We start from the raw sequence: 17,313 nt of genomic DNA, 5'->3' as shown, positions 1-17,313 counted from the left end.
TTCGGTTTTATTTAATAATGAACACTTGTTGTATGTGGAAGAAGTATAAGTAATATTAAATTTAACGATGTAATCTTCAGCTTACATAATTGTGAGAAATATCTTACAATTGTACTTTTTTTAAACAGATTTTTAAAAGTATTTAAATTAAATATATATTTATTTCAATGGTTTATTTTTAACAACTTTTCTAGCTTACATAATTATTTAACAATTCACCTTAAAACGAGTAAAAAAACTTTACATTCTTTAATTTTAGTAAATATTTTTATACCATTCGTTATAAAAATTTAAACACTTCATGCTGGTAGAGCTGCTAATACACTTATGTTAAAATATTATTTTTCTTAGTAAAATAAAATATTTAATATTTTCCTCTCACTGTTATTCAACAGTGGAAATAAGCTAATGGAGAAATAAGCTAATGGAATTTGTTCGAGTTTTATACGCAAGCAAAGCTACAAGTCTCCATCCGAATCTCAAAGAAGATTTAATAGAAATTCTAAATACTGCTGTAGATTTCAACTCTCGTAATGAAATTACGGGTGTACTTTACTATGGACATGGATATTTCGTTCAATGTCTTGAAGGACGTAAAAGTAAAATTGATGAACTGCTTTACTCTAAAATATTGAAGGATCCGCGTCACAAAAATTGTGAAATACTATTTTATGAAAAATGTGAAAAAGGGTTATTTAAACATTGGAATATGAAATTTGCCCCGGTTAATAAAAAACTTGGAGCCTTTTTTCAAGAAAAACACTTGGATGATTTTAATCCTTATCTACTGACTAGTGAGACTATCCCATTATTCATTAATCTTCTTGCTGCAGAGTATGGGCTTGAAGCTCATAACTATGAAGTGACTGAATGAGAGTCTTTTTAAACAGAATAGTAGATATTGGGAAAACATATGATTATTAGATTATGTTATGCCAGTATTCGTCATGAATCATCAAATGACCTTATTGAAGACCTAAATAGCATATTAAGTACTGCACGAAATTTTAATAGAAAAAATGAAATTTATGGAGTTCTATATTATGCTAATAATCATTTTTTTCAATGTATTGAAGGTGAAAATCACATAGTTAAAGAATTGTTTCAACGCATAAAAACAGATACTAGACATCAAAACATTATTGAATTCGAGATTACTTCAATTGATACCATTAGTTTTAAAAATTGGTCAATGAAATATGTTCAGAAATGTTCCAAGATTGACCTGTTTTTTAACAATTTAGGTTTTAAGATGTTTACTCCCACTGCTCTCAAAGATGAAAATTTGAATATTTTTTTAAAGGTGCTTTTATGCGAAAAACAAGTTTCGATTCGCAAAAAGGTTGGTTTAAATCTACGAGGAGTAACGCCTTATTTATAATTAAAATAGCGATCTGATTTTATGCATGATTATAAATTATAGCTTTATTAAGTAGTTTAAATCATTGATTTTTTATTTATACAAGCCATTAAATCTCTTACTTTATAATAAAAATAATTTAATAGTTTTTTATAGTAATTTATTAGTAATATTTTTATCACTTACGAATATCTAATCTTGGAAGTAGTATCAATAGCAATCACTTTAAAAAGCTTGTCATTAAATTTTATTGTTTGGTATAAATTCGCAGAATCTAGATGTTGCCAAAGTTCTATATAAAAAAATTCTGAAGTTTCAGAATAAATCCATAACCACTGAATTGTCTCAACTTTATTCACTGGATCAAAAATTGAATCTTTAACTTTTTTTAAATTATGTAAGTTAAATTTTTCATCTTGCAGAGTAATTTCATTAATATTCATAATTACTACTCGTTCTTTAAACTTTTTCTTATTAAAGAGTAGCAAAATAAAATTTTAATGACACTTATTTTTGTAAGATTTTTAATACTTATATAAGTTTAAGGTAATTTTAATATTTATTAGATTTTAATTTATTAACAAGAAAAGGGACTAATAAACATTAAAAAACGCCTTCAGGTCTAAGTTATTCTAAATATTACATTTTTTAATAGTAGTCCTTATTTATTATTTTACTTTTATGTTAACCCAACCAAAGCCAAAAACTCACCTTCAGGGCTTCAACAACGTTCTTTAGAACTTCTGTATAGTTCGGTCAAGTATGTCTCCCAAGATTCGTTATTCCCCCTTATATAACGCTCTAATTGCGGTTTCAATAGCAAAGAGAAATCCCCAAGCAACATAGTGTTGTGGCAAAATAGGTTCCTTACCTATTTCATAATTTAATGTTTTTAATATAAGTTCAATTTCAGATTTATAAATACGACGTAAACATGCTTTAGGTTTTTTGGATTGTGTGATTTGCATCCAAGGATTTTCATTTAAATTAAGAAGTATTTTTTTGCATAAGTAAATATTGGTCTGTAATGTGAAATTTCTTTAAGTACCGTGTTTTCTCCAACTTCTTGTAATTTTTTATTTCTCCAATTCGTCAAATCTTTTGGACTAATGTCATAAATGGATTTCTGTGCCAATGCCCCAAATTTATTTTCAAAATTATTGTATTGGCCTTTGATCCAAGCACGTGATGACTTTGAATCCTTCCACTGATCAACGTTTTAGTATTATTGATTATTCAAATCTCTAAACGTAAATTTAGGTTTAATCTCACCATTCTCAATTTTAGTTTGTGATCTTAATTCTAATAATTTAAGTGCTGCCCACTGTCCACATTCTTTTGCAGTGTCACGAGTGCAGTAATATCTTTTACTTTGATATGAGACAGTAATTGTAAAAGTCTCGCCTCTTTTCCTGGGAGTTGGTATTTTCATTTTGTTGCTATCTATCTTGACGTAAATTTAACTGCAATATCGGCAAATAGTACAATTATAAAGATAGTGCAGATAACAGCGAACATTATTCAAGACAATAAAAAAGAGCTTTAAACTACTTTTTTCGCTTAAAACCCTTATAACATAACGTTTGGAATCTTGGTAGGTATAAGCAGACTCGAACTGCTGACCTCTACGATGTCAAATATAATTTAACTTAAATAATATCAAAAATTTAACTTCTGCCAGTCGTATATTTGTCGTATTTCATCTCGTTCCCATCAATATAAACAGCCCCCAATCAGTATGTTTAATGACAGACATTAAGCTATTTATAAGCAAAATATATTTGCAAGATTGAATAAATATTTCAGGTATAAATTCTATTGATCTAAAATTTTGAGTCATAAAAAAAATAGGTTACTTTAGTTACCAATATTATTATTTATATATAAACATATGAAATAATTAAGATTATAGTGAATTTATAAAAGTTACTTTTAGGTTACTTTTAAGTTACCAGTAACCGATTTTTTAGGTTACCACTAGTAACCTTTTAAGTTTTTGTTTTTTAAAAATTTATTGATTTTTAAATTGACTTGGTAACCCGAAGTAACCTAATAAAAGTTACCAAATATTTTATTAAAAATTAATAACTTATATATTGTTTTTAATGTCGGTAACCTAAATTGCACTTTTATTTTTGCACTTATAAAATCATTAAGTAATTCTATTTATTAATTTATATCTTTTAATTTGCATCAGATCGCATCACTTTGCATCAAATCTACAGACTAAAACCCCCTCAAAGTCTTTAATAGCATTGGTTTGAGCTATTTTAACCACTGCATCAAAATAGTGACTTTTAGTGAAAGCGCGCAGGCGGGAGGGAACTGCGTTTAGTCAAGCAACGCCTGCCCTTTCTAATTTAAATAGAGTGAAAATAAGTTATAAATGTGTTGAGATTACAGTTAGCAAAAGACTTGGAAGAGGAGCTATAAATGGCTGTTAAACTTCGTAAGTGGGATAGTGCTGAACATCTTAAAACAGAAGAAGATATGCAAGTTTACTTACAAACATGCATAGAAGAATCTAATGGTGATGCAGCATTTATTGCTAAAGCTCTAGGGAACATTGCAAAAGCTAAAGGCATGATCCAACTAGCTAAAGATACAGGGCTAGGTAGAGAAAGCCTTTATAAAGCACTTTCTGGTGATGTTAACCCTAGCTTTGATACCGTAATTAAAATTGTAAAAGCACTTAATTTACGTCTAGCAATTTAACATTAAATATTCGATAAAAATGGGAGCCTAGCTCCCATTTTTGTATAAGCCCAAAATAGAGGTATGCGCTTTTGCTATTTTCTTAGCGGACGGTTTGATCTGGTAATGTCTATGTCGGATAGAGGAAATTTCTACTTGGTAATACCAAAAAAAGCTTGAATATAATTCAAGCTTCTGAAGTCTTATTTAATTCTTTCAATTTGAATTACATCAATATCTGTAGGTTTTATTCGGTGAGTATCTATCTCACCTATTATACTCACTTTATCACCTGCTTTAAGTTGCATAGGTTTCCATAGATCATCATCCACATCAATTACAATTGAACCTGTAGAATCTTTAAACTCAAAATCATCACCTGAAATATGCTGGACTATAGTACCTTTTAAGGTTACCCCTGTTTCATCTCTTAAAGTTTTTGCTTTTGCAACAGTTACTACATTTTTGGTAGCCTCTTTCAGTAAAGCTACATCTGATTTAGCAAAAATTAAACTGCTACCCAATAAGCAGAGCCCAGTAATTGTAGTTAAAAGTATTTTGTTCATGAGTATTACTCTTATTTATGATGGTCTTCTTATATAACCAACTTTTTATAGTTCATAGATTATGTTTTGTAATATTCTGATAGAGCATTGTCATCACTTAAAAAATAAGAAATCTCCCCTATTTATCATAATGGAGCTTATACGGAATAAAAGAGTCTAGATCTCTGGTCTAGGCTTCGAATAATTCGTATTATATTAATTTTAGAAAATCTTAAGCCTTTAAACGCATTCTTTTAAAATTTAATGATCTGATCATTCACCACTGTAATGAAGGCGTTGACTAACTTTATTCTCCTATAATGCAAATAGCGTTTATCAACCCTCACTATTTAAGTATATTACGGCACAGTAAAATATTTGAAGTGCCAAATGAGTTTTAAAACATCCATTGAAAAAACCTATCAAAGCAACTTAAAAGCATGGCTGGCAGTTATCGCTGTCGCTTTAGCTGTTTTTTCTGTAGTGAGTGCGGAAATGCTTCCTATTGGATTATTGACGCCTATCGCAAAAAGTATGCAGCAGCCATTAGGTCATACCAGCCTCATTATTTCCACACCATCTTTAGTCGCTGCCATTATTGCCCCATGTGTCGTTCTAGTTTTTAACCGTATTAATCGTCGTCAATTACTACTTTTTTTTATGCTGTTATTGTTTATTTCAACACTCGTTTCAGCAATGACTGACGCATTCCACTGGTTATTACTGGCGAGGGTATTATTCGGGATTTCTATGGGCGGTATTTGGGCTTTAGCAGGCACTCTCGCTGTTCGTTTAATGCCTCCAGCACAAGTCGGAATCGCCACTTCGATTATTTTTAGCGGTATTGCTGCTGCATCTGTATTGGGCATACCTGCAGGTGTATATCTAGGTGATTTATTTGGCTGGAGAATAGCCTTTATCTGTGTAGCCATCTTGGTTGCGATTGTATTTGTCATGCTCTTTTGGTCATTACCTTCTTTACCCATTCAAAAAGTAAGTACGTGGCGAAGTAGTTTATCGGTACTTAAAAAACCGAATATTATTATTGGATTATGTTTGACCTTGTTTATCGTGACAGGTCATTTTTCTGCCTATACTTTTGTTCGACCTGTATTACAAGAAATCGCTCACTTCTCTGATGCATCCATTGGCGCTTTATTGTTAATTTATGGTGTTTTTGGAATTTTAGGTAATTTTGTTTTAGGTTTTACGATTCAAAAATTTTTATGGCAAACATTATTTAGCATTGCTTTTTTATTAAGTACAACTTTACTGTTATTCATATTTTTTGGTGATTTCCTATTTTTAAATATTGTCTTGTTCTTAATTTGGGGATTTGCTTATGGTGGCGTTTCGGTCTCATTAATGACATGGATGATTCGCTCAGCGCCTAAACAGCTCGAATTAGCTGCTGCATTTAATGTTGGTGTATTTAACCTTTCAATCGGATTAGGTGCTTTTGCAGGTGGGCTAATTTATGACGGTATTGGACTTTGGTTGAATCTCATTTTTGCAAGTGTATTGACCTGTATAGCCGTTATTGTGGTCTTTCTAAATCGGAGCAAACAAGCCGACATCTAAAGTTCAATCCTGCTTATATTCTTGTATTTAAAATTTTAAAAATTGAATTTATTATTTAATTTAATACTAGTGTCTTAATTCTAAGATCGAAATTAAGGCACTGGACATGTTTTAATTTTTCTTAATTAATCATCTGAACCTCCTAAAATATTATGGAATATTGAAAATTTTTCAATGTTCTGGGACTTCCCCGGGCAAAAAGTATCCCCAATTTCTACGGATAAATAGGAGCAGTTTTTAGCCAACCTTGTAAGCATTTTCTCACATTAATTCTAGTATATGACTACTAGTTCTAATATTTGAAAGTTCATATGATTAATACATCAGAAACAGGATGTTCCAGAACGTAAAAAGGAATTTTATGTTCTAACGCAAGGAATGTGAGGTACAACAGGATGTCGTACCAAGAACGGAATATAAAAAACCCCAGCAGGATGCCGGGGTTTTTTATGTAAAAATATTTTTATAAAAGTAGGAGTGGTTTTAGCTACTCACTTGTAGATAAAAGCTCATAATCTTTAAATTGAATGACCTCTACCCCAAGCCGTTCATTAATCTGTTTCATTAGATTTTGGTAGTAGACAATTTCATTGTAATAAAAAACTTTCGCGGCTTTCTCAACATCACCAAAGCCCCCTGCATTTTGCGGTACCACGCCAATCAGTTGTGGTGGAATACGATGGCCAGCCAACTGGTCATCACGACTGGCAATCTTAATATTATAAAACTCATCTTTAGCAGCCACCTCAGCCAGAGGAATAACATTCACTCCTTTTTCTTTTCCTCCTGGCGTATAAAGTAATAAATTTTTAAAGTTGCCTGCCCCTTTTGAATTCTCCAAAGCATCTTCTAAAGCGTCTACATCACCTTGAGTTTGTAATGCATCAGTCATATGAAGAATAAAACCTGCATGAGCACCATTTTTATAATAGCGTCGACGGAATAAGGTGGCAGATTCATTCAGTAGAATCGCATTCACACTGCTTAAATAATTGGGGACGCCATACACCTCTTGCCCAATGTCTGATTCAAATAAATGGATCATGTCTTGAGGTGTAAATTTATGGTTTTTAGTCTGGTCATAATCCAGCTGAAAATAACTTTCCAAATCCAGACCACGACGCATATTTAATGCAGGTCGAGATCCGAGTCCAATGATCCCCCCAAAACGATTTCTTTTGATATGTACATAGCAGTTTGCAAAAGTCAGAAGGTTTAATGCCAAAGCATTAAATTCATGACGGCTTAACCAAGGATGAGGAATAAAATCGCTGGTTAAAATATTGCGTTTCACAATTAACGCACTGGTGTGGTGACTGGTTGCCCGGAATAGTTTAGCAGTGGCCAACATGTCATAGGGCAAGTCATACCAATCCTGCCATTTCGGACAATAGCCATATTCAAACAAAGCATGCCCATCCAGTACCGGTTCAGGTTGCCCAAAGTTTCGACAGATAATTGAAGTTTTGGCTGATACTTCCGTCGGTGCCTCAGCCCAGGCTGAAGAAAATGGACTAAACCGTTGGAGAGGTTTAGGAATAAAATTATTTAAGTTCATGATTTGAATACTCGAATTCGGCTACGTTGTGCGCCTTGTTGTGATGCATCAGTGGTATCAATAATCGGAGCATTCTCTAATCCGTTCATGATTGCCCATGCCATGTCACCATGACCGTTTTCAGCAGATCGAGTGGTAATAAGCGTTTTATTACCACCCCCACTGGTGAGTGCTTTTTTAATTGAAAGAAAGGCCTTGGCCACAGTAGTAAGACCAGCATCAAAATGTAAGCGTCTTTTTTGAAACAGTTCTTTTGCACGTAAGCCCATACGTATTTTCAATTCCGGGTTATAGTTCAAACGCGTTAAAGCCGGGAAAAACTTAGCCACATGCTCTGCGACAGCAATACCATTACCGGTATTGTCTATGCCTATAAACATGACGTGATAACGTCCACACACCTTTTTAATGTAAAGCGCCTGTTCCTGTGCGGTCAGTCCCTTGAACTGTTTTACTTCTAAAATCCGATAGGGTTCTAAGGGGGTACGTGGCGGTGCAATCACGGCCAAGGCAGCATTGTCACCGGTAAATGAGGGGTCGTACCCCAACCAGACATCACCTTGATAGTGAGGTGTTTCATTGGGATGGAAATCATTCCAGACTTCCCATGAATCCACCATATTGGGAATGATATCTTTGAGTGGGAAATATGAGCCTGAGTCATCAATAAAATCACAATCAAACAAGTTGGCAAACTCATCATCACCATATTCTGCAAGCAAGTCATCACGATCAAATAGGTCACAGCCTTTGGCTTCAGCATCATCTAAAGTGACAATCTGCCGAGTCTTACGGTCGGCACATTTCACAGGTAATTTTAAAGCGGTTTTACTGATATCAATTTCAATCGGTAATTTGCGTTTACTGTCTGTGCCTGTCCAAAATGCATAGGCTTCATGCAAAATACTGGAAGGCGTGGACATATAAATTTGCTTGTACATTTTTTGCGAAGCCATCGCACTGGCCACTTTTTTGAATTTCAGAAAATTACGAATCCAAAAAAATTCATCCATGATGACATCACCGTGTCGACCTTGGGCTGTCAGGGCATTCGTTCCCAGGTAATAAACGGTCGCTTGTCCATTCGGTCCATTAATGACAATGGGATCTCCGGTCAGTTCAATCCCACACACCTCAAGTACAAAGGCTTTAATGTATTCAATAAACTGATAGGCCTGCGCCTTGGAAGCAGACATGAAGATTTTGTTCTTGCCTGTTTTCAGCAAATCAATCAACGCCCATAATGCAAAAATATAGGTCGCACCAATCTGCCGGGATTTCAGCAAAATGAAAATCCGTGACCAAGATATGGCATTCATCCATTCCTGTTGATACAGATATAGATATTCTTCAAAGGCTTGTTCTAGTTTCTGTAAATCTTCTTCAGTCAGCTGATTTTTCAGTTTTTGCTTACGTGGTTTATTGTTCCGATTTTCAAGTTTAGGATTGAGATCCGCTTGTGTTCCCCCTTCACGATAGCGTTCTATTCGTGCCCAACGTTCAAATTGAACCCCGATAAAATCCATTTCTTTATAGTTGGCATTGCTCTTCCCATCCATAAATGTCAAAGCCATATAGCGGACTTTTAACCCCAAAGTCACGTCATCAAATAAATCGGCTTTTTCCCAGGCATCACGCTGTTTCCAACTTTCGACTGTGGCGCGATTTTCTTCGATTTGTTTGGCAATTTCAGAGACAGACATGCCCATCGCAAACAGGATTCGTCCATGTTGCCGGGGATTCATAAGGTCGAACTGTATAGGTTGAGGTGTATTCATGCCCTCATGTTGCCCCATACGCAGATTTTCCCGAAATGGAAAAATCCTGATTAAGCGTTAAACAGGATTCTAGTCGTTGCGGCACCTATCCCCTTACAAGCAGACTGCATACATCAGAAACATAGATGGAAATTTGTATGGGACTTGCAGGTGAAGGGCGTGTTGAAAAACGTTTTCGAGTTGCACGTGAAGGTCAGACAGTTGATGGACGTGAACTGACTGGACAGGAAATTCAGCAGATGGGTTCAAGTTACAGTCTGGAAAAATATGGGGCACGAATCAATCTCGAGCATTTTTCAGGATGGTCACCCGACCCCCCATTCAATGCCTATGGCGACATCATCAAAGTTGAAGCTGTGCAGGAAGATGGCAAGTGGTCCCTTTATAACACCATTTCTGCTTTGCCGAACTTTGTGGCCATGAATAAAAATGGTCAGAAAATTTATCCATCAATCGAGTTTTATCGCAACTTTGCCGGGACAGGAACTGCCTATCAGGTGGGTCTTGGTTTGACCGACACCCCGGCTTCACTCGGTACTGAACCTATCAAATTTTCAGCTAATCAATTTGCAGTACGCACTCAACCCAATGCGGAGATTTTTATGTCTATTCCGACAGCACCGGCTGAACAGAACCATTCAGTTCCCAATGATCAAAAAGGTTTTTTTGAGCAGCTCAAAAGCATGCTTACACCGGGTCAACCAAAACCCGCCGCTCAGCCTGACGATTTCCAGGCCGTGGTGACCCAAGGTTTAGTGACTGCTTTAAACGGGATTAAGGATCTGAATGATAAATTTAGTGCCTTGTCCACTCAACCGTCTGTTCCAGTTACCAAAACGGCACCAGTCACCCAAAATACGCAAGTACCTGCAACCCCGGAACAGGATCAATTAAGTCAGGCGCTTGCTCCAATTTTGCAGTCTATCCAATCTTTACAGCAGCAATTCACCCAGCTTTCAAAAACGCCTGTCAACAACCCACCTGCTTCAAGCGGTGGTGATACTGACCAAGTTGCATACTAATTAAATAAACAAGGAATTTTTCAATTATGGCAGTCGTTCTGAATCCCATTGCACGTACTAAACTTTCGTCATATATCGCTGATATTGCACGTGCAAATAATGTAGAAGATGCAAAATACACCTTTGCCGTTCAACCCGTACCTGAACAAAAAATTATTGCTGCTTACCAGGAGTCTGCGGACTTTTTAAAGCAAATTAATGTGTTCCCGGTTGATAATGCCAAAGGGGAAAAAATTGGGCTGCAGATTGGCTCATCTGTTGCAGGCACTACAGATACCCGAGTCAAAGCTCGTACACCGGTTGCCGTTGGCACACTGGATTTACTGGATGAATATGACTGTACCCAAACCAACTATGACGTGGCGTATTACTGGTCATTGCTAAATGCCTGGAAACACCATCCAGATTTTAAAGCCAAATTGCAGGCGATGGTGATTAAAGCCATTGCACTAGACAAACTGTGTATCGGTTTTAATGGTTTATATCGTGCACCTACTTCTGACCGGATCGCCAATCCTCTTTTACAGGATGTAAAAAAAGGCTGGTTGCAAAAAATTCGTGATACTGCACCGGAGCAGCATTATGAAGGTGTTGATGATGGTACCGGTAATCTGGTGATTAAAGTCGGTGCAGGCAACGAGTTTAAAACGGTCGATGGACTGGTTGAGTTTGCGGTTGAAGAATATATCGCTGAACAACATCGCGAAAGCGGATTAATTGCAATTTGTGGCCGTGGGATTTTGAGCGACAAATACTTGCCGTTGCTGAACACCATCCAAGATCCAACCGAACAGCTTGCTGCACGAACAATTTATGCCAATAAGCAGCTCGGTACCTTGCAAGCTTTGCATGTCCCTAAATTCCCGGCAAAAACGATTTTGATCACGACTCCGGATAACCTTTCGATTTATATGCAGTCAGGCACCCTAAACCGTTCCATTGTCGAACAGCCTGAATGGGATCGTGCCGTTGACTACCAGTCTGTGAATGAAGACTTTGTAGTGGAAGACTATTCGAAATGTGTGCTACTGGAAAACATTGAGGTAGAAGCCTAATGTCGAATTCAATGCGCCAAAACCGTGAAAAAAAACTGGCTCAAAAAGCAATAAAAAACGCTCAAAGCCTTGATCCGCGTTTACGCAAGAAAAAAGTAATTATGGGCTTTGATCCTGGTGCGCCTGAAGGTGATCGAACCGTCGTAGTGCCTGTTCCAACCTCTCCTGCAGCAAATATTGAGTTGCGTTTGTTCAATCATATGAACGAGCTGCAGGACACCAAGTCAACGCAGGAAAAAATTGCTAAAAAAATAGCATGGCTACCTGAATATTTAGGCTATATCGAAGGCTGTTTGGCGGTTTCTCCATCTGCCCAAAACACCACGCTAGTGACCTTAATGATCTGGGCAGTCGATGCAGGTGAATACGCCTTAGCTGTTCGTATTGCTGAATATGCCCTTTTAAATGACATGGTCATGCCTGAAGGATATAGCCGCACTATTGCAGAATTTGTCACGGAACAATGTGCTGAAGATTTTCTGAATGATTCAGACCTCGCTCTTGCCCATGCTGAATTGATTAAACGAATTATTGAGCTGGGTGTGGGCGAACAAATGGTCGATCAAGCCCGTGCCAAAATTTACCGTGCTTCCGGGGATGCTTTAAAAGAAGCCCAACCCCATGAAGCACTCAATGCTTATAAAAATGCCTTGCGACTCAATAGCAAAGTCGGCTGTAAAAAAGATATTGCCGCGCTTGAAAAGCTATTGAATCTGCAAACAACCGGGTCGTCTCCCGACGCCACTGTCGGCTCGCAGGCTGATTCACTTGATGCTTCGGCAGCAGATGTGTCAGTTCCTGCGTCCACCGACTCTAATGTGTCTAGCGACACAAGTTCGTCAGCGGAGTAAATGAAATGCTGCTAAACGCACCCGTGACCAATAGTGAGGTTCCGAATCCTGATCCAGAGCGTCCTAACGTCAGTATTACCGATTTGTTGGGTACGGTGCGTTTAGACCAGTCCAAGGGCGAACCTCTGCTTACAGAAAAAATCCTGTTAGCGATGGACATCATCAATGACCAGGTCCTTTTACTGAAAATAGAAACAGAAACCCAAATTCGAAAATACAAACGTGCGGTCTGCTATGAAGCAGCAGCATTGATTGGTGAAGAGAACCTTGATTTTGATACCACAACAAATGGTCAATCACGTGGGGAAAATCAACAGGCAAAAGCTCAATCGCTACGTCGAATTGTGAATCACACCATTGCTGACCTGACGAACCGAAAACGTAACCGGGTCAAACTGGTATGAGTACAGTCAATGCCATACAGGGCGATACTTTAGATGCTATTGCATACCGTTATTTCAAAGACAACTCAGTACAGGTTTTGGCTGTACTGATTGAATTAAATCCTGAGTTGCATGGAACATTTTTAGACGAGCATCAAACCGTTATTTTGCCTGAAACAACTCGAATACAAAGTACTCCCTCACTGAAACTGTGGGATTAAAGGGGAACCTAATGAATGATCCTATTTCAATTAAGGGATTACCGTGGCTTTTAAAAATTATTGCCGCGATTATGGGCGCAATTTTAGCGCTGATTTTAAGCGGTGATATAGATCCACAAGGTCGAATCAAAATTACCCTCGGGGTGATTTTAAAATTCGCGATTAGTGTGGCCATTAGCCTATATGGTGGATCTGCTTTTATTGAATATTACCAACTCGCCCATTACTCAATGCAGTCACAAGGTTTTGTGATGCTAATTTTTGCCGTGTTTGGCATGTTGCTGATTGGTATCGGGTATCAATCCATGCAGTTATGGAAAGGTAAAGCATTCAGTGAAATTATTGCTGAAATTAAAGCTGCCTTTACTGCCATGTTTAAATAAGGGGAATTATCATGGGACTTACTTTTGAACAAGCCTTTGATCGTTTAATTGGGCATGAAGGCAATTTTACTGATGATCCTAAAGACCGGGGCAACTGGACTACAGGGATTATTGGGAAAGGCCAATGTAAAGGGACTAAATATGGTATTTCAGCCATGACTTATCCTGATTTAGATATTCGCAATCTAACCCTTCAGATGGCCAAAGAAATTTACAAACGTGACTGGTGGGATCGTATATGTGCTGATGAAATTCATTCAGCGATTGTATTTCAAGTTTGGGATTTTGCGATTAACTCCGGTATGGGCACAGCAAAACGTAAACTGCAGAAAGCTGTTGGTGTAGCTGAAGATGGCCTCATTGGTAAAAAAACTTTGAAAGCTATTCAAGATTCAGATTTAAACGATGTATTACTGAAGTTTAATTCTTTTCGGCTATTACATTTGAGCAGTTTAAGCACTTGGCCACGTTATGGCCGAGGTTGGACCATACGCGTCGCGAATCAGCTTAATTATGCAGCAATGGACAATTAATCATGCAAGCGTTAATTCCGTTAAAGCCCTATTTGCAAGAAAAATTGCCGTTGATGACGGCAGATAAATGTCATCTGTTTATTGTGAATGGAACTCAGGCAAAGGGCTATATGGAATATACCGCTCGGTTGCTCTTCCTGGATTATCGTGGTGATCCGATTGAAGTGATCATGCAGATTCGTGAATGGCTCAAGTCCAAAAAGCTACATTTGGATGCAACAGGCAACGATGTACAAATTTCATTTAGCAGTGAAATTATTGATGCCAATACCTTTGATCTTGAGATTGATTTTCCGCAGCGCGATAAAATCGTCATGGATGATAATGGGTACAATGTTTGTCCGGAAATGGTCTGGAGCGATAAGTCTGGAAAATTTGTACCTGCAGGAACTGAATAATGGATGCCTATGCTGGATTAGATCATTGGCTTGATCAGATTGCGCTGCGTCTTGAACCAACCCAGCGACGAGAACTGATGCGTCGTTTGGCTCAAGGTTTAAGGGTACGTCAGCGTGATCGAATCAAACAGCAGCGAGATCCAAATGGCCATCGTTTTATTCCGCGTAAACGCAATCAAATCGGAAATAAAAAGCGCCAAGGCGATTTATTCCAAAATATCGGTAAGGATATAAAAACTGAGTATTCTGCAGATCATGCTGCAGTCGGTTTTGGTGGAAGGACGGCTGTGGTCGCTGAAGTGCATCAACAAGGTAAAACCATTAAGCCTAGTCGCTATGCAAAAGCCACCCACTATCCAATTCGTGAATTGGTGGGCTTTAGTAAAGATGATGAAAAATGGATTGGATATGAAATACAAAGATATTTATTAGTTGAATGAATTTTAGATGCTTAGTCTTTAAAAATATTATTATAAAAGTTATAAAACTCCCGCGTTCTGACATCAAGGCAAACACTACATATTACATCTTTTGCAAAACCATCCTTAGATTGATTACTAACAAATCCAAAATTCATTAATTCAGCAGCGGGAAGTTTATTATTTTTTGCTTGGTAGCTATCAGGATTATCATCAATATTATTTATATGATACTGAAGAGAGTTGTTATAAAGATCCTGGATTTCATTAATAAAATATCCATTTAATTGAATAACAATATGCTTCCAAAACTCATATTTATCTGATTCAATACCACCTAAAATATAAAGCTCCAATAACTTAGCTAACATTACAGCTTGTTTTTTATTAATCGTAAGATCAATAGACTTCATTAAATCTAGAACGGTTTCTGTATAGTTTTCATTTTTTTTCTTAAAATTTTCAAGATCAACTTTATTAAGTCTACTAGGGGTTTCATAGAAAGATTGCAATTGTTTTAGTGAATGAATTTTTTGGATATCATTGTGGTACTTAAAAATTTTATCAGCAAAGTCAATAATATTAGTAGATATTCCAAATGTCATAGTACCGGCTATTGTTAATAGAGAATCTATCGCTGCCTCACCAATATTTTTCACAATCTCTTTTTTATTATTATCCATAACAAAATAATCTCCAAGCAAAGCAACTCAATTTTTCCTCTAAATCTTAGCATTAGCTAATGAAATATCACAGTATCTTGATGTCTCAAATTTTAAGTAAAAGATCTTATAGATAATAAAGTTATTTTTTTATTAAATCCTGCTTAAGCCTTAAACAGGATTGTACACCTCGTATATTCGAAAAAATTTGTTCATGATTTCTCGCTCTAACTTTTAATTTTCAATAAGAATGATTGAACTTAGATGTAAGTGCGGAAAATTACTGTGCCGCATAGAAAAACTCACAGTAAAACTTGAAATCAAATGCCCTCGATGTCGAGTGCTAAATCATTGGAACGCCTAGAGCGTCAGGTTAGATAGCCCAGAGCTACCAACGGAGTTGACTTATGTCCCCGAAAACTAACCCTAACACTTCAACCAAAACCACTTATAACGCTTCTGGCCGGTCTTTTTCAGGTTGGTTAGGCGGTAAGTCACAACTGGCACGTACCATCATTGAGATGATGCCCGAACATAAGCATTACTGCGAAGTGTTTGGCGGTGCAGGTTGGGTCTTATTTAAAAAATCAACATCAACACTTGAAACCATCAATGATGTAAATGGGGATTTAATTAATCTGTACCGGGTATTTAAATATCATCCTGAAGCCTTAGAAAAGGAATTTGAAACGCAGCTGATCAGTCGTGATGAATTTGAACGCTTAAAAGCCGAGAAAAATTCATCCCTGACCGACGTTCAACGCGCAGCGCGTTTTTATTATTTGCTACGCACCTGCTTTGGGGCAAAAGTTGCCGAGCCGAATTTCTTTTCCCATGCAGAGCGTCCCCCCTCTTTAAAACTCGGTGATGAGTTAAAAACTGTTCTTTCAACCATTCATCAACGTCTGCAAAAAGTAACTATTGAGAATCGGAATTATGATGTTTTGATCCAAAAAATGGATCGGGAGGACACCTTGTTCTATCTAGATCCACCGTACTACAACTGTGAAAAGTACTATGGCAAAGATATTTTTGGCCGTGATGATTTCATTAAATTACGTGAATTACTGAAAAACATTAAAGGTAAATTTATTTTAAGCCTGAATGATGTACCTGAGGTGCGCGAGTTATTTGATGGCTTTTATTTTCATAGCAAAAAAATCCGCTGGTCATTAAACAGCAAAGCCCAGGATGAAAATAACGGAAAGGAACTGATCATCACCAATTATCAAATTCCTGATTAAGCGTTAAACAGGAATCAAGTCCTCGCACTTTAAAAACAAATTGCCCATGATTTCGGTCATGGGCAATTTACGTTTGTATAAGCATGACGAATCAACTTTTAAGACAGTTTCAAAACCTTTCTAGCATCGGCACCGTAATCGCTATCGATGCTTCAGCGTGGAAAATTCGCCTCAAAATTGATGAAAATGAAACGGACTGGATTCCCATTCCAACGATGGCTGCAGGTGTCGTCAAAGTTTGGCGATGCCCATCGTTAGGAGAACAATTTTCTGTTTCAGCCCAAGGCGGTGAGCTCACCAGTTCGATCCCCCAGATCAGTCTTTTCTCTGAGGCATTCCCTCCCCCAAGTACCGATCCGAATGAAGTTTTTGTACAGATCGGTGAGCATTTTTTAAGTGTCAATATTGAATCCGGAGAAGCCCTGTTCAAATTAAATAAGTGTACTTTTGATGTGCCGGAAACCGTCTTTACTGGCAGCGTCCATGCCGAAAAAGCCATTTCATCGGCTGAAGATGTTACAGCAAAAGAAGTCAGCCTTGTGGATCATCCTCATGGCAATGTCATGAATGGGCCAGGACAGACAACGCAGCCCCTTCCTACTGGAGGTGCGGCAAATGATTAAAGG

Annotated in this window: 22 protein-coding genes; 16 read left to right on the top strand and 6 right to left on the bottom strand. The window is 37.2% G+C overall.

Going from position 1 to position 17,313, the window contains the following annotated elements; translation table 11 throughout:
• Nucleotides 1-424: 424 nt before the first annotated feature.
• Nucleotides 425-874, top strand: a complete 450-nt coding sequence (locus AC3CAU_RS12725; protein ID WP_424621029.1) for a BLUF domain-containing protein — start codon at nt 425-427, stop codon at nt 872-874.
• A 39-nt stretch (nt 875-913) separates the two neighbouring features.
• Nucleotides 914-1,381 carry a BLUF domain-containing protein gene (locus AC3CAU_RS12720; RefSeq protein ID WP_424621031.1) on the top strand — a complete coding sequence of 156 codons (468 nt, stop codon included), beginning with the start codon at nt 914-916 and terminating at the stop codon, nt 1,379-1,381.
• 161 nt (nt 1,382-1,542) lie between these two features.
• On the opposite strand, the gene AC3CAU_RS12715 is transcribed toward AC3CAU_RS12720, so the two are convergent.
• A complete protein-coding gene (locus tag AC3CAU_RS12715) occupies nt 1,543-1,803 on the bottom strand; it encodes a hypothetical protein (RefSeq protein ID WP_424621033.1) in 261 nt (86 codons plus the stop codon).
• Nucleotides 1,804-2,139: 336 nt separating this feature from the next.
• Nucleotides 2,140-2,328 (bottom strand): hypothetical protein, encoded by a 189-nt coding sequence (locus tag AC3CAU_RS12710; protein ID WP_424621035.1) that lies wholly within the window; start codon nt 2,326-2,328, stop codon nt 2,140-2,142.
• Nucleotides 2,329-3,793: 1,465 nt separating this feature from the next.
• Between AC3CAU_RS12710 and AC3CAU_RS12705 the strand changes: the two genes are divergently transcribed.
• Nucleotides 3,794-4,075, top strand: a complete 282-nt coding sequence (locus tag AC3CAU_RS12705) for an addiction module antidote protein (RefSeq protein WP_447053318.1) — start codon at nt 3,794-3,796, stop codon at nt 4,073-4,075.
• 182 nt (nt 4,076-4,257) lie between these two features.
• Here AC3CAU_RS12705 and AC3CAU_RS12700 read toward each other — a convergent pair whose 3' ends face one another.
• Nucleotides 4,258-4,620: a NirD/YgiW/YdeI family stress tolerance protein gene (locus AC3CAU_RS12700; protein ID WP_447053319.1), complete on the bottom strand. Its 363-nt coding sequence runs from the start codon at nt 4,618-4,620 to the stop codon at nt 4,258-4,260.
• A gap of 369 nt (nt 4,621-4,989) precedes the next feature.
• Here AC3CAU_RS12700 and AC3CAU_RS12695 point away from each other — a divergent pair, with 369 nt between their 5' ends.
• The gene (locus tag AC3CAU_RS12695) at nt 4,990-6,180 is read left to right on the top strand and encodes an MFS transporter (protein ID WP_447053320.1); all 1,191 of its coding nucleotides are present in this window, start codon (nt 4,990-4,992) and stop codon (nt 6,178-6,180) included.
• Between the two features lie 487 nt (nt 6,181-6,667).
• On the opposite strand, the gene AC3CAU_RS12690 is transcribed toward AC3CAU_RS12695, so the two are convergent.
• Together AC3CAU_RS12690 and AC3CAU_RS12685 are read right to left on the bottom strand one after the other, a co-directional pair.
• Complete coding sequence (locus tag AC3CAU_RS12690; protein ID WP_447053321.1) at nt 6,668-7,738, bottom strand: phage portal protein; 1,071 nt, start codon at nt 7,736-7,738, stop codon at nt 6,668-6,670.
• Nucleotides 7,735-9,534 carry a terminase large subunit domain-containing protein gene (locus tag AC3CAU_RS12685; RefSeq protein WP_447053322.1) on the bottom strand — a complete coding sequence of 600 codons (1,800 nt, stop codon included), beginning with the start codon at nt 9,532-9,534 and terminating at the stop codon, nt 7,735-7,737. The genes AC3CAU_RS12690 and AC3CAU_RS12685 overlap by 4 nt, the downstream gene beginning before the upstream one ends.
• 119 nt (nt 9,535-9,653) lie before the next feature.
• Here AC3CAU_RS12685 and AC3CAU_RS12680 point away from each other — a divergent pair, with 119 nt between their 5' ends.
• The 9 genes from AC3CAU_RS12680 to AC3CAU_RS12640 are packed head-to-tail and all read left to right on the top strand — an operon-like array spanning nt 9,654 to nt 14,802.
• The gene (locus AC3CAU_RS12680; protein ID WP_447053323.1) at nt 9,654-10,538 is read left to right on the top strand and encodes a GPO family capsid scaffolding protein; all 885 of its coding nucleotides are present in this window, start codon (nt 9,654-9,656) and stop codon (nt 10,536-10,538) included.
• 26 nt (nt 10,539-10,564) lie between these two features.
• Nucleotides 10,565-11,593 (top strand): phage major capsid protein, P2 family, encoded by a 1,029-nt coding sequence (locus AC3CAU_RS12675; RefSeq protein WP_447053324.1) that lies wholly within the window; start codon nt 10,565-10,567, stop codon nt 11,591-11,593.
• The gene (gene gpM, locus AC3CAU_RS12670) at nt 11,593-12,444 is read left to right on the top strand and encodes a phage terminase small subunit (RefSeq protein ID WP_447053325.1); all 852 of its coding nucleotides are present in this window, start codon (nt 11,593-11,595) and stop codon (nt 12,442-12,444) included. Before AC3CAU_RS12675 ends, gpM begins: the two co-directional genes overlap by 1 nt.
• Nucleotides 12,445-12,449: 5 nt before the next feature.
• Nucleotides 12,450-12,848, top strand: a complete 399-nt coding sequence (locus tag AC3CAU_RS12665; protein WP_447053326.1) for a head completion/stabilization protein — start codon at nt 12,450-12,452, stop codon at nt 12,846-12,848.
• Nucleotides 12,845-13,048: a tail protein X gene (locus AC3CAU_RS12660; protein ID WP_447053327.1), complete on the top strand. Its 204-nt coding sequence runs from the start codon at nt 12,845-12,847 to the stop codon at nt 13,046-13,048. Before AC3CAU_RS12665 ends, AC3CAU_RS12660 begins: the two co-directional genes overlap by 4 nt.
• 11 nt (nt 13,049-13,059) lie before the next feature.
• Nucleotides 13,060-13,431: a hypothetical protein gene (locus tag AC3CAU_RS12655; RefSeq protein ID WP_447053328.1), complete on the top strand. Its 372-nt coding sequence runs from the start codon at nt 13,060-13,062 to the stop codon at nt 13,429-13,431.
• Between the two features lie 11 nt (nt 13,432-13,442).
• A complete protein-coding gene (locus tag AC3CAU_RS12650) occupies nt 13,443-13,964 on the top strand; it encodes a glycoside hydrolase family 108 protein (protein WP_447053329.1) in 522 nt (173 codons plus the stop codon).
• A gap of 2 nt (nt 13,965-13,966) precedes the next feature.
• Nucleotides 13,967-14,362: a phage tail protein gene (locus AC3CAU_RS12645; protein ID WP_447053330.1), complete on the top strand. Its 396-nt coding sequence runs from the start codon at nt 13,967-13,969 to the stop codon at nt 14,360-14,362.
• A complete protein-coding gene (locus AC3CAU_RS12640) occupies nt 14,362-14,802 on the top strand; it encodes a phage virion morphogenesis protein (protein WP_447053331.1) in 441 nt (146 codons plus the stop codon). The genes AC3CAU_RS12645 and AC3CAU_RS12640 overlap by 1 nt, the downstream gene beginning before the upstream one ends.
• Nucleotides 14,803-14,813: 11 nt before the next feature.
• On the opposite strand, the gene AC3CAU_RS12635 is transcribed toward AC3CAU_RS12640, so the two are convergent.
• Nucleotides 14,814-15,464: a hypothetical protein gene (locus tag AC3CAU_RS12635; protein ID WP_447053332.1), complete on the bottom strand. Its 651-nt coding sequence runs from the start codon at nt 15,462-15,464 to the stop codon at nt 14,814-14,816.
• Between the two features lie 229 nt (nt 15,465-15,693).
• Here AC3CAU_RS12635 and AC3CAU_RS12630 point away from each other — a divergent pair, with 229 nt between their 5' ends.
• The 3 genes from AC3CAU_RS12630 to AC3CAU_RS12620 all read left to right on the top strand — a co-directional run bounded on the left by AC3CAU_RS12630 (nt 15,694) and on the right by AC3CAU_RS12620 (nt 17,310).
• Complete coding sequence (locus AC3CAU_RS12630) at nt 15,694-15,807, top strand: Com family DNA-binding transcriptional regulator (RefSeq protein ID WP_081399729.1); 114 nt, start codon at nt 15,694-15,696, stop codon at nt 15,805-15,807.
• Between the two features lie 43 nt (nt 15,808-15,850).
• Nucleotides 15,851-16,687 (top strand): DNA adenine methylase, encoded by an 837-nt coding sequence (locus tag AC3CAU_RS12625; protein ID WP_447053333.1) that lies wholly within the window; start codon nt 15,851-15,853, stop codon nt 16,685-16,687.
• Nucleotides 16,688-16,770: 83 nt separating this feature from the next.
• Nucleotides 16,771-17,310, top strand: coding sequence for a phage baseplate assembly protein V (locus AC3CAU_RS12620; RefSeq protein WP_447053334.1), 540 nt, complete (start codon nt 16,771-16,773; stop codon nt 17,308-17,310).
• The last annotated feature ends 3 nt before the right edge of the window (nt 17,311-17,313 follow it).

This window comes from Acinetobacter sp. GG23, from assembly GCF_057766365.1.
Note: the sequence above shows the minus strand (reverse complement) of the source record. Positions and strands in the feature narration are given on the sequence as shown.

What these genes read in the sequence shown, in the direction of transcription:
- AC3CAU_RS12725 (WP_424621029.1), top strand. Translation starts at nt 425, where the DNA reads ATGGAATTTGTTCGAGTTTTATACGCAAGCAAAGCTACAAGTCTCCAT.
- AC3CAU_RS12720 (WP_424621031.1), top strand. Translation starts at nt 914, where the DNA reads ATGATTATTAGATTATGTTATGCCAGTATTCGTCATGAATCATCAAAT.
- AC3CAU_RS12715 (WP_424621033.1), bottom strand. Translation starts at nt 1,803, where the DNA reads ATGAATATTAATGAAATTACTCTGCAAGATGAAAAATTTAACTTACAT.
- AC3CAU_RS12710 (WP_424621035.1), bottom strand. Translation starts at nt 2,328, where the DNA reads ATGCAAATCACACAATCCAAAAAACCTAAAGCATGTTTACGTCGTATT.
- AC3CAU_RS12705 (WP_447053318.1), top strand. Translation starts at nt 3,794, where the DNA reads ATGGCTGTTAAACTTCGTAAGTGGGATAGTGCTGAACATCTTAAAACA.
- AC3CAU_RS12700 (WP_447053319.1), bottom strand. Translation starts at nt 4,620, where the DNA reads ATGAACAAAATACTTTTAACTACAATTACTGGGCTCTGCTTATTGGGT.
- AC3CAU_RS12695 (WP_447053320.1), top strand. Translation starts at nt 4,990, where the DNA reads ATGAGTTTTAAAACATCCATTGAAAAAACCTATCAAAGCAACTTAAAA.
- AC3CAU_RS12690 (WP_447053321.1), bottom strand. Translation starts at nt 7,738, where the DNA reads ATGAACTTAAATAATTTTATTCCTAAACCTCTCCAACGGTTTAGTCCA.
- AC3CAU_RS12685 (WP_447053322.1), bottom strand. Translation starts at nt 9,534, where the DNA reads ATGGGGCAACATGAGGGCATGAATACACCTCAACCTATACAGTTCGAC.
- AC3CAU_RS12680 (WP_447053323.1), top strand. Translation starts at nt 9,654, where the DNA reads ATGGGACTTGCAGGTGAAGGGCGTGTTGAAAAACGTTTTCGAGTTGCA.
- AC3CAU_RS12675 (WP_447053324.1), top strand. Translation starts at nt 10,565, where the DNA reads ATGGCAGTCGTTCTGAATCCCATTGCACGTACTAAACTTTCGTCATAT.
- gpM (WP_447053325.1), top strand. Translation starts at nt 11,593, where the DNA reads ATGTCGAATTCAATGCGCCAAAACCGTGAAAAAAAACTGGCTCAAAAA.
- AC3CAU_RS12665 (WP_447053326.1), top strand. Translation starts at nt 12,450, where the DNA reads ATGCTGCTAAACGCACCCGTGACCAATAGTGAGGTTCCGAATCCTGAT.
- AC3CAU_RS12660 (WP_447053327.1), top strand. Translation starts at nt 12,845, where the DNA reads ATGAGTACAGTCAATGCCATACAGGGCGATACTTTAGATGCTATTGCA.
- AC3CAU_RS12655 (WP_447053328.1), top strand. Translation starts at nt 13,060, where the DNA reads ATGAATGATCCTATTTCAATTAAGGGATTACCGTGGCTTTTAAAAATT.
- AC3CAU_RS12650 (WP_447053329.1), top strand. Translation starts at nt 13,443, where the DNA reads ATGGGACTTACTTTTGAACAAGCCTTTGATCGTTTAATTGGGCATGAA.
- AC3CAU_RS12645 (WP_447053330.1), top strand. Translation starts at nt 13,967, where the DNA reads ATGCAAGCGTTAATTCCGTTAAAGCCCTATTTGCAAGAAAAATTGCCG.
- AC3CAU_RS12640 (WP_447053331.1), top strand. Translation starts at nt 14,362, where the DNA reads ATGGATGCCTATGCTGGATTAGATCATTGGCTTGATCAGATTGCGCTG.
- AC3CAU_RS12635 (WP_447053332.1), bottom strand. Translation starts at nt 15,464, where the DNA reads ATGGATAATAATAAAAAAGAGATTGTGAAAAATATTGGTGAGGCAGCG.
- AC3CAU_RS12630 (WP_081399729.1), top strand. Translation starts at nt 15,694, where the DNA reads ATGATTGAACTTAGATGTAAGTGCGGAAAATTACTGTGCCGCATAGAA.
- AC3CAU_RS12625 (WP_447053333.1), top strand. Translation starts at nt 15,851, where the DNA reads ATGTCCCCGAAAACTAACCCTAACACTTCAACCAAAACCACTTATAAC.
- AC3CAU_RS12620 (WP_447053334.1), top strand. Translation starts at nt 16,771, where the DNA reads ATGACGAATCAACTTTTAAGACAGTTTCAAAACCTTTCTAGCATCGGC.